We start from the raw sequence: 25872 nt of genomic DNA, 5'->3' as shown, positions 1-25872 counted from the left end.
ATTACTATTACCCCCCAAAAACTACCATGTTGCCAATCGCACAAAATTGCATTAATTGATCCCTACTTCTATTGTCATAACTCAATTTGTAACCCATTTTTTCTACCTCAGCTACAAGTGCAGGATTTTTTGGGTTTTAGTGTTCAGCAATAGGTTACCCACTTTGGGTTTCTATCATCTATTCTAGCCCCCCTAAGCTCAACCATAGTTAATGGTTTGTGATAAAGATAACAAGCAGTTCGGTTTATTGTTATGGTCTAGATGACTTTTAAACAAAAATGCCTGTCACCAAATAGTAACAGGCACTTTAAATTATGTGTAGAATACTACAGTTGTTTGATTTCAATATTTCTATACCATACATCATCACCATGATCTTGCAGGCATATTTTACCTTTTTTAGCTGTGCCAAAATCAGCCCATTGTTTAAACTTACTTTTAGCTACCATGGCTTTCCATTCATCACCAAACATGGTTGTGTGCACTACTTTTTCACCGTTAAGAATAAAAGTTAAATCACCATTGTTTAAAATAATTTCTGCTTTATTCCATTCACCCACAGGCTTTACAGTTTCTTTACCACAAGATATTAAATCGTACAAATCACCAGCTCTGTGCTTTATTATTTTACCATCAGCATGACCATCATTATCTAGCACTTGCATTTCTGGGCCAGTGAAATAAGGTTCGCTGTATTTAGCATCTTCAACTACATTAAACAGTAAGCCACTATTGCCTTTGGGCGAAATTTTCCACTCGTATTTTAAATGATAATTTTCATAAGCTTGGTCGCTTACTAGGTTACCTCTACCCTCTTTGGTAGCTGCATCTAAGTGCAATGCCCCATCTTCAACTTTCCAAGCAGCGCCAACAGTTGATTTATTGTAGCAGTGCCAGCCTTTGGTAGTTTTACCATCAAATATTTTTACAAAACCTTTAGCAGTATTTTTAGCTACAGTTGTAAATCCAAAAATTACTACTAATGCGCAACTTGCAATCGTTAGTTTACTATACATGACTTAACTATTTTTAAGTAATAAAATATATTTCACCATTTGCTCAGCATCAGCTTGCGATACTTGAGGGTGTGGTGTCATAGGTACAGTGCCCCATGAGCCAGCACCACCTGCAATTATTTTACTAGCAAGTCTTATAATAGTTGTATCGGCTGCGCCATCATACTTTTTAGCCACTTCGTTGTAAGCAGGGCCAGTAGATTTCTCATTTATTTTATGACAAGTAAGGCAATCAGATTTTGCAACTAAATCAAGTCCTTTTTGATAATTTGGATCAGCGCTAATGTCGGTTGTAGCTGTAGCTACCGCTTTGTCTTTTGTTTCAGAACCACCACAAGCTATTAAACTAGCTACAATAGAAGTGGCAAATAGGATGGTAAACACTTTTTTCATCTTAATCGTTTGAATTTGTTTTTAACAAAATAATACTTGTAAATGTATGGATAGAAGCAACAATTAATCATTTTGCACTACCTTTTTTGTACTAAAAAGTTGAAAAAAAACCGCCTAAAAAAAAGTTTATAAATAGCAAAGCTTTGCATTAAAACAAAGAATTATAAATAACTAAAAAAGCTATTGTTAGTTCAAATTTATTTCTACATTTAAACCGCCAACCTGTTTTATACATTCTAACGATTTACACAAATGATTAAAAAGAATCAGCTTTTTGTTGCCAGTTGTCTTGCGCTTTTAGTTACATCACTTTCTTTCGGTATTAGAGCCGGTTTACTTGGTACTTGGGGCGATGAATTGCACCTTTCTAAAACAGAATTAGGCAGTATTGCTGCCACTGCATTTTGGGGCTTTCCTTTAGCAGTTATTATTGGTGGTTTAGTGGTAGATGTTATTGGTATGAAACGCTTACTAGTTCTTGCTTTTATTTTTCATTTACTAGGCATTATCTTAACCATTACTGCTAGTGGCTACACAGGTTTATTTATTTCTACCTTGCTTATAGGTATTGCAAATGGCACCGTAGAAGCAGCTTGTAATCCTTTAGTGGCTAGTCTTTATAGCGATAATAAAACAACTAAACTTAATCATTTTCACCTTTGGTTTCCTGGCGGTATTGTAATAGGTACTTTAATCGTTTTTTTACTTAATAAAATTGGCATAAGCTGGCAAATTCAAGTTGGCTTAATGTTAATACCTACCGCTATTTATGGTTACTTGTTTTCAAAGCTTGATTTTCCTGTAACTGAGAGAGTTGCAAAAGGCGTAAGCACAGCCAATATGTACAAAGCTTTGCTTAAACCTTTGTTCCTTTTCATGATTATCTGCATGTTTGGTACAGCTATTACTGAATTGTTTACAGGTCAATGGATTGACGTTTTATTGCACAACGTAACAGATAATTCGTTGCTTATTTTAACTGTAACAACGTTGGTGATGGTTGTGGGTAGAGGTTTTGCAAAGCCTGTTGTAAAGCAATTTTCACCACAGGGCGTGTTGTTATTTTCTACCATATTAGCGGCTTTGGGCTTATACATTTTAAGCCATGCAAGTGGTAATGCCTTATTTGCTGGTGCATTAGTGTTTGGTATGGGTGTTTGTTATTTCTGGCCTACTATGCTGGGTTTTGTAGCTGAGAACTTGCCAGATACTGGTGCTGTTGGGTTAAACCTAATGGGTGGTGCAGGTATGTTTGCTGTATCTGTTTATATGATTTTTATGGGCGAAAGATATGACGCCATTTTACTTGAAAAATTACCTGCTGGCGCAAATTTGGCAGAATACAGTAATGCCGTAGCGGGTACACCTTTGGCAAATGCTTTATCAGTGGCAAAAGCAACCGCTGGCCCCGATATTATTAATACTACAATGATGATTCCGTTAGCTTTGATTGTAGCTTTTACTGGCCTTGTTATTTACATGCGCAAGCAAAAAGCTACTGCTTAATTATTCTTTATCTTATAATTTATTTATTGATGTCGAACACTAACAGAAGAACCGTTATAAAAAATATACTTGCTGGCTCTGTAGCAGCATCTGCAACAGGTGTTTTATCAAGTTTTTCTTCACCAAACGCTCAAAATAATCCTTTGAAGAAGAATATCAACCATTCAGTTTGTAGATGGACTTATGATTTTTTACCGCTTGATGAATTATGCAAGGTGGTAAATAGTATTGGCTTTAGTGCTATTGATTTGTGTGGCCCAAAAGATTGGCCAACGCTTAAGCAATACAATATTTACAGCAGCATGTGCAATGGCGCAGAAATTAGTTTAACAAAAGGCTGGAACGATACTCAGTATCATTCAACCTTGATAAAAAACTACACCGATATGATTCCATTAGTAGCTGCTGCAGGCTACAAAAATCTCATTTGCTTTAGCGGTAATAGAAATGGTATGGCAAATGAAGTTGGCATGAAAAACTGTGCCGATGGTTTAAAACAAATAATGTCTGTTGCTGAAAAAAATGGCGTTACAATCATTATGGAACTTTTGAATAGTAAAGTAAACCATAAGGATTACATGTGCGACAGAAGCCAATGGGGTGTTGATTTGTGTAAAATGATTGGCTCTGAAAACTTCAAATTGTTGTACGACATCTACCACATGCAAATAGACGAAGGTGATGTTATTAGTACTATTAATACGCATCATCAATATTTTGGTCATTACCACACAGGTGGTGTACCTGGTAGGCATGAGATTAATGACACGCAAGAATTGTACTATCCTGCCATTATGAAAGCCATTTTGGCAACAGGCTACAAAGGCTATGTAGCACAAGAATTTATACCTACAGGCAATGATAAAGTAGGTTCATTAAAGCAAGCCATCAGTATTTGCGATATTTAAACAGCACTATTTTCAAATAATTTCTAACGATAAAACAAACATAAAACAAATCCATATGGCAGAAAACACTTACGATGCTATCGTCATAGGTAGCGGTATTAGCGGTGGCTGGGCAGCAAAAGAACTGACTGAAAAAGGCCTAAAAGTACTCATGTTAGAACGAGGCAGAAACATTGAGCACATCAAGGATTATGTAAACGCTAATAAAGCGCCATGGGAATTTCCACATAGAGGTGGCAAAACCCAGCAAATGATTACTGATTATCCTGTACTAAGTAGAGAATATACACTAAACGAGCAAAATCTTGATTATTGGGCTAGCGACAAAGACAGCCCTTACACTGAGAAAAAACGTTTTGACTGGTTTAGAGGCTATCATGTTGGTGGTCGTTCTTTAATGTGGGGTAGACAAAGCTATCGTTGGAGCGATTTTGATTTTGAAGCAAATGCAAAAGATGGTCATGGTGTAGACTGGCCTATTCGTTATAAAGATTTAGAAAAATGGTACGACCATGTTGAGCGCTTTGCTGGTATCAGCGGGTCTAAAGAAGGTTTACCACAATTACCTGATGGTCAGTTTTTACCACCAATGGAAATGACATGTGTAGAAAAAGATGTTGCTGCAAGAATAAAGGCGCATTACAAAGGTGCACGTACTATGATTATTGGCCGTACGGCTAATTTAACAGAAGCGCATGAAGGCAGAACCAATTGCCAATACAGAAACAAATGCTGGTTAGGATGCCCATTTGGTGCGTATTTCAGCACGCAATCTTCTACCCTACCTGCGGCTATGAAAACAGGTAATTTAACAGTACGCCCTTTTAGTATTGTTACTAAAATTTTATATAACAAAAACACTAAAAAAGCAACTGGTGTTGAGGTTTTAGATGCTGAAACAAATAAAACCTACGAGTTTAAATCAAAGATTGTATTTGTAAATGCTTCTGCGTTAAACTCAACTTGGGTGTTGATGAACTCAGCAACAGATGTTTGGGATGGCGGTTTAGGTAGTAGCAGCGACCAACTTGGTAGAAACGTAATGGATCATCACTTAGGTGTGGGTGCAAATGGTACTGTAGAAGGTTATGAAGATAAATACACGTATGGCAGAAGAGCCAATGGTATTTACATACCTCGCTACCGCAATTTATTTGGTGATAAACGTGATTACGTACGTGGTTTTGGCTACCAAGGTGGTGGTACAAGGCAAGGCTGGCATAGAGATGTAGCCGAAATGGCAAATATTGGTGCAGCATTCAAAGATGCCTTAACAGAACCAGGTGGCTGGACGATGGGCATGATGGGCTTTGGTGAAGTACTACCTAACCCCGATAACAGAGTGACCTTAGACAAAACCAAGAAAGATAAATGGGGCTTGCCAGTATTGTCATTTGACTGTGAGTTGAAAGAGAATGAAATAAAAATGCGTAAAGACATGATGAATGATGCAGCAGAAATGCTAGAAGCTGCTGGCGTTAAAAACGTAAAAACTTACGAAGGCAACGGCATTTTGGGTAGAGGTATACACGAAATGGGTACAGCTCGCATGGGCAAAGACCCTAAAACATCGGTATTAAATGGCAACAACCAAGTATGGGATGCTTTAAACGTGTTTGTAACTGATGGTGCGGCTATGACTTCAGCAGCTTGTGTAAACCCTTCATTAACTTACATGGCGCTAACAGCTAGAGCATGTGATTTTGCAGTAAGCGAATTGAAAAAAGGCAACTTATAATTATCTAATTTTAAAACATTTACAATGAATAGACGTGAAGTAATTTCAAGATTAGGATTACTGCTAGGCGGCACCATTATTGGCGCAGAAATGTTTGTCAATTCAGGGTGCGGCTTAACCGATACACAAGTAAACAAACTGTTTAAACAAAGCGATGTTGCATTGTTTGACGAAATAGCAGAAACTATTTTACCAGCAACGGCTACACCTGGTGCTAAAGCAGCAAAAGTGGGTGATTTTATTGCAATGATGGTACAAGATTGTTATACTGTTGCTGATCAAAAAATATTTGCAGACGGTATAAAATCGCTAGAAGAGGGTTTTAATAAAAAATACAACACTAGCTTTATTAAAGGTACATCAGAACAACGTACTGAATTTTTAACAGCACTTGATAAAGAGCAAAAAGCATATCAAGATAGCAAGAAAAAAGACGAGCCAAGCCATTACTTTAGAATGTTAAAAGAAACAACCTTACTTGGCTTCTTTACATCTGAAGTTGGCGCTACAAAAGTGTTACGCTATGTAGAAGTACCTGGTAGATTTGAAGGTAGTGCAACATACAAAAAAGGTGATAAAGCTTGGGCAACATAAATTGATTTATGATTTTGGATTTGAGATTTATGATTAGTCAAAATTACTATTGACTATTGACCATTCACTTTTAATTAAACAACATTATGTCTGACAATAAAAGAAGAGAATTATTAAAGCTTTCAGCACTAGCTGCTGCGGGCTTTTTGTTACCATCAGCCACTACAAAAGCAGCCTCATGGTTTAGCGAAGTAAGCGGCGGTGTAACTACACATAAATTTGGTATACAGTTATGGTCGTTAAGAGACGATTTGCCCAAAGACCCTAAAGGTGTTTTAAAGCAAGTTGCCGATTTTGGCTATAACCAAATAGAAAGCTTTGAAGGCGCTAAAGGTATTTTTTGGGGCATGACGAATAAAGAATTTAAAAGCTATCTTGGCGGTTTAGGTATGCAAATAGTATCAAGCCATTGTGACTTTAGAAAAGACTTTGAACGCAAAGCCGCTGAGGCAGGTGAAATAGGTATGAAATACTTAATTGCACCTTATTTGGGGCCACAAAAAAGTATTGATGACTTTAAAAAAGCTGCCGACGAGTTTAATAAATGCGGTGACATCTGCAAAAAAAACGGTTTAAAATTCGCTTACCACAATCATGATTATTCTTTCAAGAAAATGGATGGTGAAGTACCTATTGATGTGATGCTAAAAAATACCAATCCAAGTACTGTATTTTTTGAGCTTGATATTTATTGGGCAGTTACTGCTGGCGTAAATCCTGCGGATTATTTTACCAAACATAAAAATCGTTTTACACTTTGTCATGTAAAAGATAGAATGAAGAATGCGGTAGCTACCGACCAAAATTCTTCTTGCGTTTTAGGCGAAGGCGTTATTGATTACGCACCAATTTTAAAAGTTGCAAAAGCAAATGGTATGCAATATTTTGTAGTAGAACAAGAACGCTACGATACTGCAACACCACTTGAAAGTGCTAAAAAAGATGCAGCCTACATGAAGAAATTGAAGTTTTAACCAACAGATTTTGGGTATACAAAAAAAGGATTGAGCTTACATCTCAATCCTTTTTTGTTACCTATAAAATCATAATTAAATCGCTACCATATTGCCAAAGTTTCACAAATACAGGTTGTGTAACTGTAGCCCAAACTTTTTCTAAGCTAGCGTTAATGGTAATTCTAGAGATGTTTCTAGCCATATTGTTGTTGTAGAAATCGTACATTGGTTGAAGCAACTAATTTCTAAATGCTACACAAATAATCTCAAATCATAAACCCCAAATCTCAAATTAACCAATCCCCAATATCCTTCTATTCGCTGCATCATCTGCACCGCTATTGGCAAAATCATCAAATGCTTTTTCAGTCACTTTTATAATATGGTTTTGTATAAAAGCAGCGCCTTCTGTAGCACCTTGTACACTGTCTTTAATGGCGCATTCCCATTCTAGCACCGCCCAGCCTTTGTAATTGTATTGTGCTAGCTTCGAGAAAATGCTCTTAAAATCAACCTGACCATCACCTAAACTTCTAAACCTACCAGCACGGTTTACCCAGCTTTGATAACCACCATACACACCTTGCTTGCCTGTTGGGTTAAATTCAGCATCTTTTACATGAAACATTTTAATTTTCTCGTGGTAAAAATCTATGTACTGCAAGTAGTCAAGGCATTGTAATACAAAATGCGAAGGGTCGTACAACAAATTCACACGTTTATGATTGCCAGTAGCTTCTAAAAACATCTCAAACGTTACGCCATCATGCAAGTCTTCACCTGGATGCACTTCATAGCAAACATCTACACCACAAGCATCAAACGCATTCAATATTGGCAACCATCGCTTTGCTAATTCTTGAAAACCAGCCTCTACAATACCTGCAGGCCTTTGTGGCCAAGGGTACACATAAGGCCAAACCAATGCACCGCTAAAAGTAGCATGAACATCTATACCCAAATTCTGCGACGCCTTTGCGGCATATTTTAATTGTTGTACCGCCCAAGCTGTTCTTGCAGCACTATTGCCATGTACTTCTTTTGGCGCAAAGCCATCAAACATTACATCGTAAGCAGGATTTACCGCCACCAACTGCCCTTGCAAGTGCGTAGAAAGTTCGGTTATTTCTAACCCATAAGAAGCCACTTTTCCTTTCAATTCATCGGCATAGGTTTTACTTTCTGCCGCCAATTGTAAGTTCATGCAACGGCTATCCCAAGTTGGTATTTGAATACCCTTAAAGCCAAGGCTAGCAACCCATTGGCAAATAGTATCTAACGAATTAAACGGTGCTTCATCACCTAAAAACTGCGCTAAAAAAACGGCAGGGCCTTTAATAGTTGTCATACAGAAAGCATTTATTTTTGCGAGGATGAAGTAACGTGTTTTTACAAACAAATCGTTCAAGTTTTTCTTTTTTTGTTTACCGATTGTAGTATTTCTTTACAGCTTCGTTGCGCAAACTGCGGCATCTTGTTCGCTTTGGGGCTTTTATTAAAGCGAAGTATTTTACAAAAACACAGCGCAACCAAGGATAGAAGACTTACAAGTATCTTATACATTGCTTCCTTGCCATGTGGTTCTCTATTTTCTGAGTAATCAGCGGTATCTAAGAGAAATTAAAACTATTGCTCTGTTGCATCTTTTGCTCTATGGTTTTCTATTTTCAGCGTAATCAGCGACATCTGCGAGAAACTAATGTCGTCTGCGAGAAATACTCTACTGACACTGTGTATTTAAAAACTTCAATGCAGCCCTATTATAGTCACTATACATTTGATGGTCAGCTACACATAAATCTATTTGCTGTATCACAAATGCTTTCTGAAAGCCATTCAAACTATTAAGCACAGTAAAACTGGTAGGATTAGCCGTGTAAGCACTCACCATCCCATCAGAGAAACCAATATAATAACCTTTGTTATCAATATAACCTTTGGCTTTTAGCTCATTAAACACAGCAATAGATTGACTAGTAGAAATATCACCTCTTCTTGCAAAACGTTCAGGATAAATAGGGCAATGCTCTTTAATAGAGTATTTACTACAAATACCTTTTGCCAATAAATTGGTATAATTGGTTAATGCAGCTGCATTACCAGTAGCACCAACATTGTCATTATTATCGTACCTAGCCATACAAAACTGAAACGGTGTGCTGCTAAGTTGAACCAATGCATTTGCAGTTTGTGCACAATAACTTACACCAGCTTTGTACTTAAACATGTACGATAAAAAAGACGAAAAATACCCGCCATTACTCATGCCAACACTATAGCGCAACTTGCCCCGATTGGTAACCCCACGATTGTAAAAGGTGTCTGTTATTGCTTTAATATTGGCATAGTCAACATTAGTAACCGAATCTAAAGGCGTTTCGTTCCATTGCAATTTACCATTACCATTGGCATCTACAACTGTGGTTGCTTCTTCTGCCTCGGTAATAATGACACCAAAATTATCCGTCACCAAGTCTTTTATTAGTTGTGTAAATTCAAAATCATTTACCGTGTATATAGCCCTACCACCAGTACCATGCAGCAAAAACACAAAGCCTTTATGCCCTGCAGGAAAATAATAGTACACAGGCTTTTTTCTATCTCTACCTTGTATTTGCTCAAGTCTAAGGTTATATGTTGCAGCGGCTTTAACACTACCAGATAGGCTAACATTTTTTGCAGGCATTACAAACCAAGTATGCCATTCGTTAGGTGCGTTAAGCAAGTTTGCATCGCCAGCCCAAGTGTTAAATACCTGTGCATCGGTATAATGGGCTGAAAACACATTCACCGTATCGCCCACTTTGTATTTACCACTACCATAGCCACTAGTTACAGTAACCGAAAAACTATCCGTGGTGTTAGGTATGGCGGTAGTTGAGTCAGCTTTTTTACAACCAAAAAGCCAACCTACCATTACCACACAAAAAGCAATAGTCACTAAATATTTCATACCAGTTTGTTTTTGTTAAAGACGCAAATGATTAACTAGTGTTTAAAATAACAACAAAAAACGATTGTGGCAAATGGTAAAGCCTGACCCCACCAACAGCATTCTTACCATTGCCAAAAATATTCTAAGTGCTACTTACCAGAAGCATTAGCAAAACAAAAAGAAGTTTAGCTAATTACTTGGGTGCTATTTTACACCACCTATAATATATTTTTGCAGGTAATGTTAACTTCTCTTTAAGTTTTATCTATAATAATATTACCCTAATAAAGGCTTTTACTTTTGAAACATTATTTATTCGTTTATTCGTTAAAAAGCTCTAGCATTTATCTATAAGCCTTTACTTTTGTTGCGTTACTAAATTGTTACGTGTATGTTTTGGTACGAGGAAGATGTAAAACGCCTTGAGATAATTAAAGAAACAGTTGCTTACAAGCCTGAATTGGTGTTTTATGGTAGTTCCTCTATTAGATTGTGGCGTGGTTTAAGTAAAGATTATTCAGCATACAACCCTATCAATTTAGGTTTTGGTGGTTCTACTTTGGCAGCTTGTGTGTGGTATTTTGATAGGATAATGGAAGGCTTGCAACCTAAAACCATGATATTGTATGCAGGCGATAATGATCTTGGCGATGGTAGACATCCCGAAGAAGTATTTATTTTTTTTAAGCAAGCAATAGCAAGCATTAGAGAAAAATATGGCAATATACCTGTTGTGTATATTTCTATAAAACCAAGTATTAGACGCTTTAATATTATAGACCAAATAAAATTTACCAATAAAATTATTGCCGAAGAAATAGAGCGCATGAACGATGCGACGTATTTTGTAAATATTTATGATAGCATGCTTGATGCCAATAAATATCCTAGAAGAGATTTGTTTGAAGCCGAAGGATTGCACATAAACGATAAAGGCTATGCCCTATGGAAAAGCATAATTGATGAAACACTTGCAGCCAAGTCGCTTCATTTATTGTCAACCATTTAAACAAAAATCGTTATGAGTTACCAAGCAAGCCATGCCATAAAAAGAGAGTATCAAAAGTGGTATAGCCCTCACTTGCGGAGAGACATGGAATTATTGGTGTTTGGTGACGGTGGCAAACCTGTACTGTTTTTTCCTACACGTACAGCGCATTTTTACGATTATGAAGATTGGAAAGTGATTGATGCTTTAGCACCAAGAATAGATGCTAGAGAATTACAAATAATTTGCGTAGATAGTGTAGATAAAGATAGTTTTTACAATAAAGAACTACATCCATCAGACCGCATTAAGCGCCACGAACTGTTTGAGAAATACATACTCACAGAAGTATTGCCATTTGTTAAACAAAAAAATAGTAACCATCAGATTATTTCGGCAGGCTGTAGCTTAGGTGCTTATCATGCAGTTAATTTGGCTTTTAGATACCCACAACTGTTTAGTAAAGTGGTAGGTATGAGTGGTAGATATGATATTACTATTCAGCTAGCCTATTTTGAAGATTTGTTTGAAGGCTATATTGATCAACAAATTTTCATGCATCAGCCTACGCAATATTTACCACATATAAAAAGCGAAGCAACGCTTAGTAAATTAAATCAATTAGAGATTGTAATAGCCATTGGTGAAACAGATGCTTTTTTAGCCAATAACTTGTTGCTAGATAATATTTTAACAGAGAAAGGTATTAACCACAAGTTTTTCATTTGGCAAGGTGAGGCTCATAAAGCACAATATTGGAGCCAAATGGTGCAATTGTATTTCTAACTTTCATGACACGAATTTTTGAACAATTACACGAATTATACTCATGATTGGTGTAATAATTTTTCTGCGTTAATCAGCGCAATCTGCGAGAAAATATATCATTTTATGATAGCCAAAACACCACTACCACCCTATTATGCGGTCATCTTTACATCGCTAAAAACTAATGATAATGCAGGTTATAATGAAACGAGTGAATTAATGGTAGAACTTGCTCAGCAACAAGTAGGATATCTTGGTCATGAAAGTGCAAGAGATGGTGTAGGTATAACGGTATCTTATTGGCAAAGCCTTAATGATATAAAAGCTTGGAAACAACAAACCGATCATTTGCTTGCGCAAAAGCTAGGTAGGCAACAGTGGTACGAATGCTATAAAACACGCATTTGCTTGGTAGAAAGAGATTATGGTTTTGAAAAATGATTTGCCGCTATTAATCTGTCTTTACACGTTGCAATAACACATCATAAACATCTGCGTAGCTAGTACCAATTGGTAACTCCTTACCAGCAACAAATACTTTGCTTTTGCTAAATTTTTCAACCTTGGCTATAGGAATTATATACGACCTATGAATACGTATAAACTCTTTTGAAGGTAGCTTTTCTTGAATGCCTTTTAAGGTCATTAAAGTGAGTATTGGCGAAGGTTTTATATAGAGTTTTATGTAGTCATCTAGCGCTTCTATCAGGTCAATATCTTTCAAGTTTATTTTCATCATTTCGTAATTGGCTTTAATGAAAATAGAACTCATTTGTAAGTCTTGCGAAGACAAAAATTCCATGTATTCTTTTGCTTTATACACCGCTTTTAAAAACCTATCAAACTCAAAAGGTTTCAATAGGTAATCAACAGCATCTACATTAAAACCATCTACTGCATAATCCTTGAAAGCAGTGGTAAAAATTACTTGTGGTTTATTGGCAACAGACAGATTTTTATAAAATTGCAGCCCACTTACATCTGGCATTTGAATGTCTAAAAAAATTAAATCTACCGGGTTTTGATGCAAGTAAATAGTCGCTTCATCAGGATTAGTAAATACTTTTTTTAGTTGTAAAAAAGGCACTTTTTCACAGTACTGTGTAACTAATTGTAGCGCCAAAGGCTCATCATCTATTGCTATACATTTAATCATTTTATCGTTATATCTAAGGTTACAAAAAACTGGTTACCATCGTTTGTAATTACTAAGTTATGCTTATCAGGGTACAATAAGTCTAGTCTTCTTTTTACATTATTAATTCCAATACCTGTTGTATCTAAAATGCCGTTATCTGCTTTTACAATGGTATTAGTTGTGTACAAATGCACAGCAGTTTCTGTTGCTTTAATGGTGATAGAAATGGTAGAATTTTCTTTGGTACTTACGCCATATTTAAATGCATTTTCAACAAAAGGAATAAATAGCAAAGGCGCAATTTGTTGATTGGCAATAGTGCCTTCTGTAATAAAAGCTACCACTACTTTATCAGTTAATCTCACACGTTGTAAATCAATAAAATTATTGATAAAATTAACCTCATTTTCAACTGGCACAGTATCACTTTGTGTATCGGTTAAAATGTACCGCATGATAGACGATAGCTTCATAATTGCCGGTGCGGTTTTTTCGCTGCCAACTACTGCCAAAGAATAAATATTATTAAGGGTATTAAAGAAGAAATGTGGGTTTACCTGTGACTTTAAAAATGATAATTCTGTGTTTAATTTTTCCGTTTCAACTTCCTTTTTTGTTTGCTCAGATTTAAGCCATTGTTGTGTTACAGAAATACAAGTGCTTATTAAAAAAACTAAAAAGAAAATGGCATTAGAACCAGGAAAAAATATAAAACGAGAGCCACCACGCATACCACCTCTTGGTCGCATTTGTTGCCACTGTTTTGCTGTATCTATTAAGTGATTATGTTGCTGCTGTTTAAAAGCTTCCATTTTAAAAGGGAAGTCTTCTGGTGGTACTATCAAATTGGCAATTTCTCTTGGTACGTACATAAATACTACCAAGCAAGCCACGATGCTTGCTGCATACCAAAGCCACTTTTTTTGAAACAAGAGTTTTGGCAACAATATCAATGTGTTAAAGTAGTAGAATGCAACTAAATAAATACCGTTGGTTGTAAATACTGCAATAAATCGGTTGCTAATACTCATTGGTACGTCGCGACCTTGCGGCCTGAAAATAAAAGGCAACAGAAAAAAACAGCCCCAAACAGCTGCGTGTATAATGATGGTAAGTATTTTCTTATTGTTCTTCAAAATGGGGGTATTTAAATATGCATAATAATACCGCAAACATAAACCTACAATAAGCTACAGGTTTTACATTATGGGTAAAGCAAAGTAATCAATCGGTAAATGCAGTTTTTTGCTACAATCAATGTGTTTATTTTACACAATAACTAGTATTTTTAGCCCCTAAAACATTGTTATGCATTTGAAAAACGTATTTCTTGCAGCATTTGTATTGCTGTTTTTTGCTTCTTGTAGTAACCAAAATAGTTCAATAAGTAACGCTGATACAGCTAAAATCGACGGGCATCCTGCTTGGATAATGCAGGGTAACATCTATGAAGTGAATATTCGTCAGTACACACAAGAAGGCACTTTTAAAGCTTTTGAAAAGCACTTAGATAGACTAAAAGATATGGGTGTACAAACCCTTTGGTTTATGCCAATCAATCCAATAAGTGTAAAAGACAAAAAAGGTGCACTTGGTAGTTACTATGCTGTTGCAAATTATACAGCCATTAATCCTGAATACGGTACGCTACAAGATTGGAAAGATTTGGTAGCAAAAGCGCATGACATGGGCTTTAAAGTAGTAATAGATTGGGTGCCAAATCATACAGGTGCAGATCATTATTGGCTAGAAAAACATCCAGATTTTTATGTACTTGATAGCGTTACTAAAAAGCCTGTTTCACCATTTGACTGGACTGACACACGTAAACTAAATTACAACAATCCTGCATTGTGCGATAGTATGATTGCTTGTATGAAATATTGGATTACCGAAAGCAATATTGATGGTTTTAGATGTGATGTAGCACCAGAAGTACCAAAGGCTTTTTGGAAAAAATGTATTGCTGAGTTAAAAAAACAAAAGAACATTTTTATGCTTGCTGAAGGTGATAAGCCTTGGTTACATACGGCTGGTTTTGATGAAACCTATACTTGGAACGACTTTAACATGATGAAACTAATTGCAAAAGGTGAAAGAAAAGCCATTGCCTTAGATAGTACCATCAATAAAACCGATACAAGTTTTCCTAAAAATGCATTGCGCTTATTTTTTACCAGCAACCACGATGAAAATAGCTGGAACAAAGCCGATTATGCAACCATGCCTGGTGAAAGCCATGCACCATTTGCTGTGCTTACGCAAACTTTAAAAAATAGTGTACCATTAATTTATACCGGCCAAGAAGAACCAAAGCTTGATAGTATTAGTTTCTTTTATAAAAACGCTATTCAGTTTGGTAAATATCAACGAGCAAATTTTTACAAAGCATTACTTAATGCTAGAAAAAATAATGCTGCCTTAGCTGCCAATGCGAGTTTCACAAAACTTGTTACCACTGCTGATGATGCGGTTTATGCTTTTGTGAGAGAAAATAATGGCAAAAAAGTAGTTGTGATTGCCAATCTATCTAAAACGCCACAAAGCGTAACTATTAATAATGCGATTGTTGATGGCGAGGCAACAGAACTATTTACCAATAAAAAAGAGATTCTAAAATCTGGCCAAGCAATAATATTACCAGCTTGGGGTTATTTGGTATATCAGTACTAGTTTATTATTAAAAAGCTTCTTAAAGGCTATCACAGGTCTAAATATCTGTGGTAGCCTTTTCTTTTTTCGGCATATCTGTAACCTTTTTTACCACATTTCGTTTAAAAATGGCTTGGTTTTAATTTTTAAATTTTAAACAACCCTTATTATTTACCTTTTATCCTTGCAATGCACCGTTTATGCTAAAGCAATGTACTATGCAATGCAAGGTAACTAGTTTTGTTCTGTAATAATCAAACACAAGAACTATAAACTAATCAAACAAAATATCATGAAAAAGATTTTCGCATTACTAACTGCCCTTGGATTATTCAGCTTTACAAGCCAAGCGCAAAACAATTCAGGTAAAGTAAATGGTAGTATTTCTAGCGGTGCTAAACCAATAGAAGCCGCTACTGTAAACCTTTTACGAGCTAAAGACAGTAGCATTGTAAAAATTGCCGTAAGCAATAAAGACGGCAATTTTGAAATAGAAAAAATAGCCAATGCTAAATATTTGGTGGCTGTACAAAGTGTAGGCTACAAAAAATATTATAGCGAAGCGTTTGAATTAACTGCAGCTAAAAATGAGGTTACATTAAAAGCAATTGTATTGGCTGCTTTGGATAAACAACTAACGGATGTAGTAGTTACAAGTAAAAAGCCATTGGTAGAAATTAAACTTGATAGAACTATTGTAAATGTTGAAGCATCTGTTACGAATGTTGGTTCTACCGCTTTGGAGGTTTTAGAAAAATCACCAGGGATTTCGGTTGATAAAGATGGCAATATCAGTCTAAAAGGTAAAAGTGGTGTGGTTGTTTTAGTTGATGGTAAACCTTCTTATTTAGGAGCGGCAGATTTAGCCAATATGTTGCGTAGCATGACATCTAGCCAATTAGACCAAATTGAAATAATGACCAATCCACCTGCAAAATTTGATGCTTCTGGAAATGCAGGTGTTATTAATATTAAAACCAAAAAAACAAAGTTGAAAGGTTTAAATGGCTCTGTAACGGCAGGTTATGGTCAAGGCGTTTACCCAAAAACCAACCAAAGCGTTAACATGAATTTCCGTGACGGTAAATGGAATTTGTTTGGTAATTACAGTTACAACCATAGAGAAGGCTTTCAAGAGTTGGATTTAGAAAGAAAATTTATAAACAGCAACAAACAATTAGTGTCAGTTTTCAAGCAAAATTCGGTAATGACAGACGAAAGAAACGGTCATAGTGCAAAACTTGGTGCTGACTTTTTTGCCACCAAGAACACAACTTATGGTTTTGTTGTAAATGGCTTTAATAATCATACTGCAAGAACTGGCAATAGCGATACGAGAATTTATGATGCTACTAACAATTTGAAAAATATTACAATTGCTGATGTACCATCTGCTCAAAACTTTAAAAACTTAAGTACCAACTTCAATTTCCGTCATCAATTTGACAGCACTGGTAAAGAAATTACTATAGATATTGATTATGCTGGTTACAATGGCACTAATCATGGTCAGTTAATTAATAGCTATTTTGATAAAAATAGAAATCCTGTATTGCCTGGTGATACTTTAAACAGCAACTTACCTACTATCATTAACATCTATAGTGCAAAATCTGACTTTACATTACCATTGAAGAAAGGCGCAAAAATTGAAGCTGGCTTTAAAATAAGTTATGTAGAAACTGATAATAATGCTAAATATGATAGTGTTATTAACAATCAAGAAAAGCCAGATTTTAACCGTAGCAATCACTTTATTTACAAAGAAAATATTAATGCTGCTTACGTAAATTATAGCAAACAATTGAACAAAAAATGGTCTGTACAGTTAGGCTTACGTTTAGAAAATACACATGCAAAGGGTGACCAATTGGCTAAAGTATTAATTGGTAATGCAACATTTGATACCACTTATACGCAGTTATTTCCAACTGCCTACATTAGCTATACATTAAACGATAAAAACCAATTCTCATTAAACTATGGTAGAAGAATTAACCGACCAGATTACGAATCATTAAATCCATTTGTTGAATATCTTGACAAATACACTTTTGAACAAGGTAACCCTGGTTTAAAACCACAGTTTAGCGATAATATTGAGTTAAGCCATTTGTTCATGGGTGGTGCCATTAGCACAACATTGAACTATACAAAGGTAAATAATATTATACAACAAGTAATTGAACAACGTACAGCTACCAACGAAACGTTTGTTAAGCAAGCTAACATTGCCACTTTAGATCAGTTTGGTATTGCCATTTCAGGTCAAGCACCAATTACAAAATGGTGGAACCTTAATTTGTACACCAATTTACTTAGCAACCGTTTTAGAGGTTTGGTAAACAATGCTGTTGTAGATTTAAGTTCACCAATGTTTATGGTTAATGGTAGTAACTCATTTAAACTTGGTAAAGGTTGGAATGCTGAAATAAGTGGCTTTTACCGTACAGGTGGCTTAGAAGGTGTTATGTATATTCAACCATTAGGTCAAATTGGCGCAGGTATTTCAAAATCTGTACTTAAAAATAAAGGCTCTATTCGTTTAAATGTAAGAGATATTTTCTGGTTGCAACAGCCAAGTGGCTATGCTAAATACGATGATATTGACTTAACATTTAAAAATAGAAACGATAACAGAGTAGCAAATATTAGCTTCACTTACCGCTTTAGCAAAGGTAAAGTAGGTAATACGCAACGTAAAAGAAGCAGTGTAGACGAAACAGAACGTGTAAAATCTGGCAACTAATTATCCGCATCGTTTTAAAATCCTTCATACAGCAAGCAGGCTATCTTTATTAGGTAGCCTGTTTTTGTTTGTAAATATTAATAGGTTATGTAAATTAATTACTGCATCTTTACATTGTTAAGAAAAGAATTTGTCATTCCGTACCCTATTTTTTCTTAATAAAACGCTTTGGCGCATTAGTTTTTATCCGCAGGTATTTTGTCACACTTCTCCAGACAATTATTACTTACTCATCATTAGCGGTTTTCAGCAATGATCTTCAGCACAATATTCATTTGCAGTTGTACTATTTGTATAGCTAGCTCAAATACATTTTATGACATTTAACGACATGGGCATAATTAGCCCCATTTTAAAAGCCTTACAAGAAGAAGGTTACACGCAACCCACACCTATTCAAGAACAAGCCATCCCTGTAATTTTAAACCAAAGCGATATTTTAGGTTGTGCGCAAACTGGTACAGGTAAAACAGCAGCATTTGCTATTCCTATTTTACAATTATTACAAACACAGAAAGAATGTGGCAACACCAATACCGGCATTAAAGTATTGATTTTAACGCCTACAAGAGAACTCGCTATTCAAATTGGCGAAAGCTTTGTAGCTTATGGTAGACATTTAAAACTAAAGCACGTTGTTATTTTTGGCGGTGTTTCTCAATTTCATCAAGTAGAAGCCTTAAAGAAAGGCATTGATATTGTTATTGCAACACCGGGCCGTTTGTTAGATTTAATGAACCAACGTTTTGTACACTTAAACAACCTTACAACCTTTGTTTTAGATGAAGCAGACAGAATGCTTGATATGGGTTTTGTACAAGATGTAAAACGCATTATTACTAAAATACCAGCCAAAAGACAAACCTTGTTTTTCTCTGCAACCATGCCTCCTATTATTCAACAATTGGCAAATAGCATTTTAAGTAATCCAGTAATGGTAAAGGTTTCGCCGGTATCTTCTACTGCCGATACCATTGACCAAAAAGTGTATTTTGTAGATAAAGACGATAAGAAGAAGTTGTTGGTTCATTTACTTCAAGATGCATCTATTGCTAGTGCATTGGTATTTACACGTACAAAACATGGTGCCAATAAAATAGCAGAACACTTAACAAAATCGGGTTTTGAAACGCAAGCCATTCATGGTAATAAATCGCAAAATGCAAGACAACAAGCGTTGCAGAACTTTAAAAATGGCAAAAACCGTGTGTTAGTGGCTACAGATATTGCCGCTAGAGGTATTGACATTGATGAACTGTCTCACGTTATTAACTTTGAATTACCTAATATTCCTGAAACCTATGTGCACCGTATTGGTCGTACAGGTCGTGCAGGTTTTAGTGGTAAAGCCTATTCTTTCTGCGATATGGAAGAAAAAATGTTCTTGCGTGATATTCACAAAGTAATTGGTAAAACTTTACCAGTAGAAAAAGAACATCCTTACGCAATGCCTGAAGTAACGCCTATTGTAACCACTTATGTGAAAGCACCTTCACAACAGTTTAGAGGTAAAAAACGTAGATTCTAGCACGAATTTGAAAAACATTACTCGTCCCGATAGCTATCGGTATACACGAATAAAAAATCCTATTTCATTAAATTGAAATGGGATTTTGTTTTTTGTTAAGTCTTGGGCAACAAAAAACCCGTTTACAATAAACGGGCTTTTGAAATATTTAAAAAGAGATTAGTCTTTTTTTGCGTAACGTTTTTTGAATTTATCGATACGACCTGCAGTATCAACCAACATGTTTTTACCTGTGTAAAAAGGGTGAGATGTATTAGAAATCTCCAATTTAACTACTGGATATTCGTTACCGTCTTCCCAAACAATAGTTTCTTTACTGTTTGTAGTTGATTTGCTTAAAAATGATGTACCGTTACTCATGTCTTTGAAAACAACTAAACGGTAATTTGAAGGGTGGATACCTTGTTTCATATAATTTTATTTAAGGCTTATACGGATTTTGCCGTATAAAATGTTTTAATGGATGGCAAATGTAAGCTTGATAAGCCTTTTAGCCAAATGAAATTTCAATCTAGCTCTTCATGTTATCAAATTGTAGCGGAAAGCCAAGATTTCCACTTTTACAAAGTGCTATTACTTCTTGTAAGTCATCAATTTTTTTAGCAGTAACACGAACTGTATTATCCATAATAGCTGCTTGCACTTTTAGACCGCTATCTTTTATTAGCTTCACTATTTTTTTAGCATCATCTTGCTTTAAACCATTGCGTACCGATACCTCTTTTTTTACCACTTTACCGCTTGGGTAAGCTTCTTTTTCAAAATCAAATGCATTCGCATCTATACTTTGCTTCATACTTCGGCTAATAATCACATCAATTACCTGTTGTAACTTCATATCACTCTCAGCTTCAAGATTTACGACATAATCTTTCTTATTTAGAGATATTACTACATGACTATTTTTAAAATCGAAACGATTTTCTATTTCTTTTTTTACCGTATTGATGGCATTATCTAAGGTTTGCAAATCAACTTTACTGGCAATATCAAATGATGGCATAACTAAAATTTACGCAAATATAATAGCAAGTTCACTATGGTGTAACTGTAAGCTATCGTAAACCTTTAAGATTTCTTTCACAACAAAACTGTAAAAGCTGGTATCTAGTAGTAAATACAGGCACGAAATTTTCTGTTGTATTAACCATCAATTCACACTATAAATATTTGCCGCAAATAAGAATTCTACCTGACCATTTTTTTAACACTAAAACTTCAGTTATGAATTCTAACCTCAAAACCCGTGTGGTAACTACTGCCCTTTTCGCCATTGTATTTACAACCCATGTTTCAACAGTTTCTGCCCAAATCAAAGGTAATTACGAAATTGGGGTAAACGTGGGTACACTTATTTATCAAGGCGATTTAAACAATACAGCTTTAGGTTCTATAAAAAACCTAAAACCTGCAATTGGTGTGTATGTTAATAAAGAACTAGATGCTTATTTTTCACTTCGTGCCAATTTGTTATACGGAAAAATTAGTGATGATGAATCGCAATACAGCAGCCCATCGTGGAAGCAGCAACGTAATTTTAAATTTTCTACATCGGTTACAGAGCTTTCTACGGTTTTAGTTTGGAACTTTTTGGGCGACAATGGCGCAAGAGATTACCGTACTTTTTCGCCGTATGTTTTTGGTGGTTTAGGTGTAAGTTTATTAAATGTAAAAAGAGATTGGAGCGGCATAAATCGTACAGTATTTGATAATAAATCTAGTGCTATTATTGGTTTAGGTATTGATACACTACATGCAACACCAAAAATTTTGCCTATAATACCTGTTGGTATTGGTTTACGCTATGCTGTTAATAACAAGATAAGCATTAGAGCAGAAGCTACTTACCGATTCACTTTTTCCGACTATATTGATGGCTTTAGCCAAGCCGCCAACCCTTCAGCAAACGATAAGTATTATGGCTTATCACTTGGTGTTGGTGTTAAATTATTTGGCAATAATTATAAATGCCCTACCGTAAGATAATTGCTGAAATTTAATGCTTGAACATAGGTAGAATTACCAATTTTACAAGTATTACAACAATTGCTATTAAAAACATAAAAACCGAAATGCGATTCATGCCGTGCATGTATTTCATCCATTGTGTGCGCTCATCGTTTGGGTCACGTTTTTTAATGTACAAATATTCTGCGAGTTGTTTTAGTATTCCCATTGTGTAAGATTATATTGATACAACAATACGCTTTGCTTTTAGTTGTACAAATAGTAAACTAACTAAGAAATATGAGGTAACGAAAACCTTCTCAAAGTGAATTTAGACAACAGCATTTTGAATCTTAACAATACAACTAATTATTTTTCATAGAGTTAATTTTTTTTGTTGAAGTTTTTGCGGGTAATTTGAAGTATTAATTACCAATATGGATAACAAGCATACACTAAACGCTGATAATTGGATTACTAATTATTCCGATGCTCTATTTAAATACACCATGATGCGTGTAAACGATGCTGGTATTGCTGAAGACATTGTGCAAGAAACTTTTTTAAGTGCTTGGCGTAATAAAGACAGTTACAAAGGTATTGCATCAGAAAAAAACTGGTTATATACTATTTGTAAAAATAAAATTATAGATCATTATCGTAAAAAAAGTACCAGCATTATTCAGTATGCTGAAGCAGATACAACTTCGAGTATGTTTGATGATGTAGAACATTGGACAAAAGAAGATGCGCCAAAAGAATGGGGTGTTAATTACAGCCAAACCGTTGAGAAGAAAGAGTTTTACAGCATTTTAGAAAAATGTAAGTCTAAACTTCAGCAAATGCAGCAGTCTGTTTTTGTAATGAAATACCTTGAAGATTTAGATACTGAAGAAATTTGTAAGGTACTTGGTATTACTACGTCAAACTATTGGGTGTTAATTCACCGTGCCAAGTTGGGTCTACGAAATTGTTTAGAAAAAAACTGGGTAAATATTTAAAGCATTGTGATGAAGCGATTAGTGAATATTAGTTGTAAAAAAGCAACGTATCTTATTTCTAAAAAAGAAGAGAAAGCCATCGGCTTTTTCGATAGTATAAAGCTTAAGCTTCACTTAGGCATTTGCAGCGCTTGCCGTTTATTTGAAAAACAAAGTTGGTTTATAAAAATAAATGCAAAGCATAACCACGAACACTTAGATGCTTCACTTTCTAATGAAGCAAAAGAAAAAATGAGTGCAGCTTTAAAAAGCGTGCAATAACTTTTACAAGGCAATGTTTTCTTCACAATTTGTTGCATATTTCTCAGTTTGGTACAATTATTTCTAATGGTGTTTTTATATTCACTAACAGCTATTAATTGAAACTTTATGACAGCATATCCTTTTTACCAAGTTAACGCTTTTACAACTTCCATATTTGGCGGCAATCCTGCGGCTGTTTGTCCACTTACAAGTTGGCTACCTACTGAGCAAATGCAGCAATTAGCCAAAGAAAACAACTTATCAGAAACGGCCTTTTTTGTACAAGATGGCGATATTTTTCACATCCGTTGGTTTACGCCTGAAATCGAAATGGATTTAGCTGGTCATCCTACTTTGGCTACCGCTTTTGTCATTTTCAATTATCTTAATTATTCAAAAACAGAAATAGAATTTCATAGCAATAGTGGGCCATTGTATGTAACAAATAAAGGCAATGGCTTGTTAGAAATGAATTTTCCAAGCAGAATGCCTCAAATATGCGATCAGCCATTGGCTTTAATTCAAAGTATTGGTCACCAACCGTTTACAATGCTTAAAAGTAGAGATTATGTACTAGTGTATCATACACAAAAAGAAGTGGCTGACTTAAAACCAGATTTTAATTGGTTAAATAAAGTTGAAGCTATGGGTATTATTGCCACTGCACCTGGTGATGATTGCGATTTTGTAAGTCGCTTTTTTGTACCAAATTCTGTTATTGGGGAAGATCCTGTTACAGGTTCTGCACATGCCACTTTAATTCCTTTTTGGGCAGAAAAATTGGGCAAAACCAATATGCTTGCTAAACAAATTTCAGAGCGTGGTGGTGTTTTGTATTGCGAAAGTAAAGGTGACCGTGTAGCTATTGGTGGTGAATGTGTGCTGTACATAAAAGGTGAGTATTTTTTACCTTAAAAGCATTGAAAAAGTAGAAGCTAAAACGATATGTTTGCAGCCTTCATTTTTTACAATTCACTTTATAATGTCAGAAATACAATCGCATCCTTTAATTATTTATACTGATGGTTCTTCTCGTGGTAATCCTGGCCCTGGTGGTTATGGTGTGGTAATGATGTGGGGCAGCAAACGTAAAGAAATTTCGCAAGGCTTTCGAAGAACTACCAATAACCGTATGGAATTAATGGGTGTAATTGTAGCGCTTGAAAGCCTAAAGAAAAATAACATTCCACTCACCATTTATACCGATAGTAAATACATTGTAGATAGCGTTCAAAAACGCTGGCTAGATGGCTGGATTAAAACTGACTTTAAAGGCGGTAAAAAAAACAAAGACCTTTGGACGCGTTATTATCAATTGTCAAAGCAGTTTAAAATCACTTTTGTTTGGGTAAAAGGTCATGCTGATAACCCACACAACAATCGCTGCGATGAACTAGCTACTTCTGCTGCTGATGGCGGAAACTTAATTGAAGATATTGGTTACGAAGGCTAGAAATACATACTAAAAGGCAACTATCGGTAACAAATTTTTGGAAAATACGTTACTTTATTGTAGAAACTAACAGCAATATGCCTTTTCACTTTAACAAATACAGTGGCTTACTTTTAATTTTTTTTATACATGGCCTAGTTTATGCCTTCTTACTATTGAGAAAAGGTATGAAAAACGAAACTGTTCACGACAAATGGTTGGCTTTTTTTCTCCTGCTGTGTATTTTCTTCATTTGTCCATGGATGCTTGGTTTTGCAGGCTGGTACGATGGTAGAGATTGTATTGAATGCAGAAACTTCTTGTTTTACATGCCTTTTCAGCAGGCATTACTCATGGGGCCGGTGCTTTATTTCTATATCCAAACGCGTCTAAATCCTAGCTTTTCATTTACAAAAAAGCATTGGCTACATCTTTTACCTGGCATACTTTATAATACTTGGATTTTGGTGGTAGCCATTGTAGATAGAGTAATTTTAAAAAGCTATTACCTGATGGATGGCGAAAACGACCCTGATTTTAATACGTGGTATGTCGCTTTAGGTTTAGTGAGTTTGTTGGTGTATTTGCTCTTAAGTTTTAAATATTACCAGCATTACAAAACTATCATCTACCAAGAATTATCTTTTGCTGATGATGTTACTTTCAAATGGATTCGTAACTTTTTAATTGCCTTTTTCATTTACTTTTTCTCTAGTCTTGTGCTTGGCTTGCTCGATTTTTTCGATGTTGGTATCAAGTACACAGATTCTTGGTGGTACTACCTACTATTTGCAGTCATTTTTTACTACATCGCTATCACTGGCTACTCTAATTCTATTGTTACCAAAGCACATTATCAACTAGCTTTTTTGCAGCAGCAATTACCGCCACTGTTGCCAAAAATCAATCAAGAATCTGCCATCACAGAAGACATTAGTTTTGAAGAAGTTACCGAAAAATCAACAACCGATAAAGCCACAGAAGCTAACAATAGCGAGGCTTTAGAAGCTTGGAAAGCCAGAGTGTTACAAGCTGTTGTTACTGAAAAAATGTATCAAAATCCAGAGTTAACACTAACCGATTTGTCTAAACATTTGACCACCAATCCTTCTCTCCTATCAAAAATTATTAACCAAGGTTTTGCCATGAATTTCAACGACCTCATCAATTGGTATCGTGTTGAAGAGGTGAAACAACAACTACAAAATGCAGCCAATGCAAACCTCACTATTATGAGCCTCGCTTACGATGCAGGATTTAATAGCAAAGCCACTTTTAACCGTGCCTTTAAAAAAGCCACTGGTAAAAGCCCTAAAGAATTTTTGGGCCACCAGCAGTAGTACTACTATTTAGCTTCTGTGTAGCCTGTGCTGAGTTTAC

The 25872-nt window shown here is 35.5% G+C and carries 27 protein-coding genes; 17 read left to right on the top strand and 10 right to left on the bottom strand.

The window, feature by feature from the left end:
• Positions 1–326 precede the first annotated feature (326 nt).
• Together ACT9TX_RS06425 and ACT9TX_RS06420 are read right to left on the bottom strand one after the other, a co-directional pair.
• Positions 327–1016 (bottom strand): 3-keto-disaccharide hydrolase, encoded by a 690-nt coding sequence (locus tag ACT9TX_RS06425; protein ID WP_481337426.1) that lies wholly within the window; start codon positions 1014–1016, stop codon positions 327–329.
• A 3-nt stretch (positions 1017–1019) separates the two neighbouring features.
• Positions 1020–1409: a c-type cytochrome gene (locus ACT9TX_RS06420; protein ID WP_481337425.1), complete on the bottom strand. Its 390-nt coding sequence runs from the start codon at positions 1407–1409 to the stop codon at positions 1020–1022.
• Positions 1410–1661: 252 nt separating this feature from the next.
• On the opposite strand from ACT9TX_RS06420, the gene ACT9TX_RS06415 reads away from it, so the two are divergent.
• From ACT9TX_RS06415 to ACT9TX_RS06395, 5 genes are all read left to right on the top strand, one after another.
• Positions 1662–2915, top strand: coding sequence for an MFS transporter (locus ACT9TX_RS06415; RefSeq protein WP_481337424.1), 1254 nt, complete (start codon positions 1662–1664; stop codon positions 2913–2915).
• A 29-nt stretch (positions 2916–2944) separates the two neighbouring features.
• Positions 2945–3823: a hydroxypyruvate isomerase family protein gene (locus tag ACT9TX_RS06410; protein WP_481337423.1), complete on the top strand. Its 879-nt coding sequence runs from the start codon at positions 2945–2947 to the stop codon at positions 3821–3823.
• 55 nt (positions 3824–3878) lie between these two features.
• Positions 3879–5561, top strand: a complete 1683-nt coding sequence (locus tag ACT9TX_RS06405) for a GMC oxidoreductase (RefSeq protein ID WP_481337422.1) — start codon at positions 3879–3881, stop codon at positions 5559–5561.
• Positions 5562–5585: 24 nt separating this feature from the next.
• Entirely contained in the window at positions 5586–6155 is a 570-nt protein-coding gene (locus tag ACT9TX_RS06400; RefSeq protein ID WP_481337421.1) for a gluconate 2-dehydrogenase subunit 3 family protein, read from the top strand.
• Between the two features lie 86 nt (positions 6156–6241).
• Positions 6242–7129, top strand: coding sequence for a sugar phosphate isomerase/epimerase family protein (locus tag ACT9TX_RS06395; protein WP_481337419.1), 888 nt, complete (start codon positions 6242–6244; stop codon positions 7127–7129).
• A gap of 61 nt (positions 7130–7190) precedes the next feature.
• Here ACT9TX_RS06395 and ACT9TX_RS06390 read toward each other — a convergent pair whose 3' ends face one another.
• The 3 genes from ACT9TX_RS06390 to ACT9TX_RS06380 all read right to left on the bottom strand — a co-directional run bounded on the left by ACT9TX_RS06390 (position 7191) and on the right by ACT9TX_RS06380 (position 10064).
• Positions 7191–7313: a hypothetical protein gene (locus ACT9TX_RS06390; protein ID WP_481337418.1), complete on the bottom strand. Its 123-nt coding sequence runs from the start codon at positions 7311–7313 to the stop codon at positions 7191–7193.
• Positions 7314–7403: 90 nt separating this feature from the next.
• Complete coding sequence (locus ACT9TX_RS06385) at positions 7404–8459, bottom strand: sugar phosphate isomerase/epimerase family protein (RefSeq protein WP_481337417.1); 1056 nt, start codon at positions 8457–8459, stop codon at positions 7404–7406.
• Between the two features lie 372 nt (positions 8460–8831).
• The gene (locus tag ACT9TX_RS06380) at positions 8832–10064 is read right to left on the bottom strand and encodes an alpha/beta hydrolase family protein (RefSeq protein WP_481337416.1); all 1233 of its coding nucleotides are present in this window, start codon (positions 10062–10064) and stop codon (positions 8832–8834) included.
• Positions 10065–10437: 373 nt separating this feature from the next.
• On the opposite strand from ACT9TX_RS06380, the gene ACT9TX_RS06375 reads away from it, so the two are divergent.
• The 3 genes from ACT9TX_RS06375 to ACT9TX_RS06365 all read left to right on the top strand — a co-directional run bounded on the left by ACT9TX_RS06375 (position 10438) and on the right by ACT9TX_RS06365 (position 12243).
• Positions 10438–11055 (top strand): GDSL-type esterase/lipase family protein, encoded by a 618-nt coding sequence (locus ACT9TX_RS06375; protein WP_481337415.1) that lies wholly within the window; start codon positions 10438–10440, stop codon positions 11053–11055.
• Between the two features lie 12 nt (positions 11056–11067).
• Positions 11068–11820 carry an esterase family protein gene (locus ACT9TX_RS06370; protein ID WP_481337414.1) on the top strand — a complete coding sequence of 251 codons (753 nt, stop codon included), beginning with the start codon at positions 11068–11070 and terminating at the stop codon, positions 11818–11820.
• Positions 11821–11925: 105 nt separating this feature from the next.
• The gene (locus tag ACT9TX_RS06365) at positions 11926–12243 is read left to right on the top strand and encodes an antibiotic biosynthesis monooxygenase family protein (protein WP_481337413.1); all 318 of its coding nucleotides are present in this window, start codon (positions 11926–11928) and stop codon (positions 12241–12243) included.
• 10 nt (positions 12244–12253) lie between these two features.
• Here the strand turns inward: ACT9TX_RS06365 and ACT9TX_RS06360 are convergent, their stop codons facing one another.
• A complete protein-coding gene (locus ACT9TX_RS06360; protein ID WP_481337412.1) occupies positions 12254–12958 on the bottom strand; it encodes a LytR/AlgR family response regulator transcription factor in 705 nt (234 codons plus the stop codon).
• Positions 12955–14076 carry a sensor histidine kinase gene (locus ACT9TX_RS06355; RefSeq protein ID WP_481337411.1) on the bottom strand — a complete coding sequence of 374 codons (1122 nt, stop codon included), beginning with the start codon at positions 14074–14076 and terminating at the stop codon, positions 12955–12957. The genes ACT9TX_RS06360 and ACT9TX_RS06355 overlap by 4 nt, the downstream gene beginning before the upstream one ends.
• A 172-nt stretch (positions 14077–14248) precedes the next feature.
• Here ACT9TX_RS06355 and ACT9TX_RS06350 point away from each other — a divergent pair, with 172 nt between their 5' ends.
• The 3 genes from ACT9TX_RS06350 (at position 14249) to ACT9TX_RS06340 (ending at position 19869) form a co-directional block, all read left to right on the top strand.
• Positions 14249–15613, top strand: coding sequence for an alpha-amylase family glycosyl hydrolase (locus ACT9TX_RS06350; RefSeq protein ID WP_481337410.1), 1365 nt, complete (start codon positions 14249–14251; stop codon positions 15611–15613).
• A 271-nt stretch (positions 15614–15884) separates the two neighbouring features.
• Positions 15885–18341, top strand: a complete 2457-nt coding sequence (locus tag ACT9TX_RS06345; protein ID WP_481337409.1) for a TonB-dependent receptor — start codon at positions 15885–15887, stop codon at positions 18339–18341.
• 316 nt (positions 18342–18657) lie between these two features.
• Positions 18658–19869, top strand: coding sequence for a DEAD/DEAH box helicase (locus ACT9TX_RS06340; RefSeq protein ID WP_481337408.1), 1212 nt, complete (start codon positions 18658–18660; stop codon positions 19867–19869).
• Between the two features lie 159 nt (positions 19870–20028).
• Here ACT9TX_RS06340 and ACT9TX_RS06335 read toward each other — a convergent pair whose 3' ends face one another.
• Positions 20029–20280 (bottom strand): type B 50S ribosomal protein L31, encoded by a 252-nt coding sequence (locus tag ACT9TX_RS06335; protein WP_481337407.1) that lies wholly within the window; start codon positions 20278–20280, stop codon positions 20029–20031.
• Between the two features lie 100 nt (positions 20281–20380).
• On the bottom strand, positions 20381–20872 hold the full coding sequence (locus ACT9TX_RS06330) for a YajQ family cyclic di-GMP-binding protein (protein ID WP_481337405.1): 492 nt from the start codon (positions 20870–20872) through the stop codon (positions 20381–20383).
• A 221-nt stretch (positions 20873–21093) separates the two neighbouring features.
• Here ACT9TX_RS06330 and ACT9TX_RS06325 point away from each other — a divergent pair, with 221 nt between their 5' ends.
• On the top strand, positions 21094–21855 hold the full coding sequence (locus tag ACT9TX_RS06325) for a DUF6089 family protein (RefSeq protein ID WP_481337404.1): 762 nt from the start codon (positions 21094–21096) through the stop codon (positions 21853–21855).
• A 10-nt stretch (positions 21856–21865) separates the two neighbouring features.
• Here the strand turns inward: ACT9TX_RS06325 and ACT9TX_RS06320 are convergent, their stop codons facing one another.
• Positions 21866–22045, bottom strand: coding sequence for a DUF6728 family protein (locus ACT9TX_RS06320; protein WP_481337403.1), 180 nt, complete (start codon positions 22043–22045; stop codon positions 21866–21868).
• A 208-nt stretch (positions 22046–22253) separates the two neighbouring features.
• Here ACT9TX_RS06320 and ACT9TX_RS06315 point away from each other — a divergent pair, with 208 nt between their 5' ends.
• The 5 genes from ACT9TX_RS06315 (at position 22254) to ACT9TX_RS06295 (ending at position 25832) form a co-directional block, all read left to right on the top strand.
• Complete coding sequence (locus ACT9TX_RS06315; RefSeq protein WP_481337402.1) at positions 22254–22817, top strand: sigma-70 family RNA polymerase sigma factor; 564 nt, start codon at positions 22254–22256, stop codon at positions 22815–22817.
• A 9-nt stretch (positions 22818–22826) separates the two neighbouring features.
• Positions 22827–23078 carry a hypothetical protein gene (locus tag ACT9TX_RS06310; protein WP_481337401.1) on the top strand — a complete coding sequence of 84 codons (252 nt, stop codon included), beginning with the start codon at positions 22827–22829 and terminating at the stop codon, positions 23076–23078.
• A 108-nt stretch (positions 23079–23186) separates the two neighbouring features.
• Positions 23187–23975 (top strand): PhzF family phenazine biosynthesis protein, encoded by a 789-nt coding sequence (locus tag ACT9TX_RS06305; RefSeq protein ID WP_481337400.1) that lies wholly within the window; start codon positions 23187–23189, stop codon positions 23973–23975.
• A 67-nt stretch (positions 23976–24042) separates the two neighbouring features.
• A complete protein-coding gene (gene rnhA, locus ACT9TX_RS06300) occupies positions 24043–24513 on the top strand; it encodes a ribonuclease HI (RefSeq protein ID WP_481337399.1) in 471 nt (156 codons plus the stop codon).
• Between the two features lie 167 nt (positions 24514–24680).
• The gene (locus tag ACT9TX_RS06295; RefSeq protein ID WP_481337398.1) at positions 24681–25832 is read left to right on the top strand and encodes a helix-turn-helix domain-containing protein; all 1152 of its coding nucleotides are present in this window, start codon (positions 24681–24683) and stop codon (positions 25830–25832) included.
• Positions 25833–25872 lie beyond the last annotated feature (40 nt).

It is taken from the genome of Parasediminibacterium sp. HNIBRBA5674, from assembly GCF_056745525.1.
The sequence above is the reverse complement of the archived record's forward strand: the minus strand, read 5'-3'. Positions and strand labels throughout refer to the sequence as shown.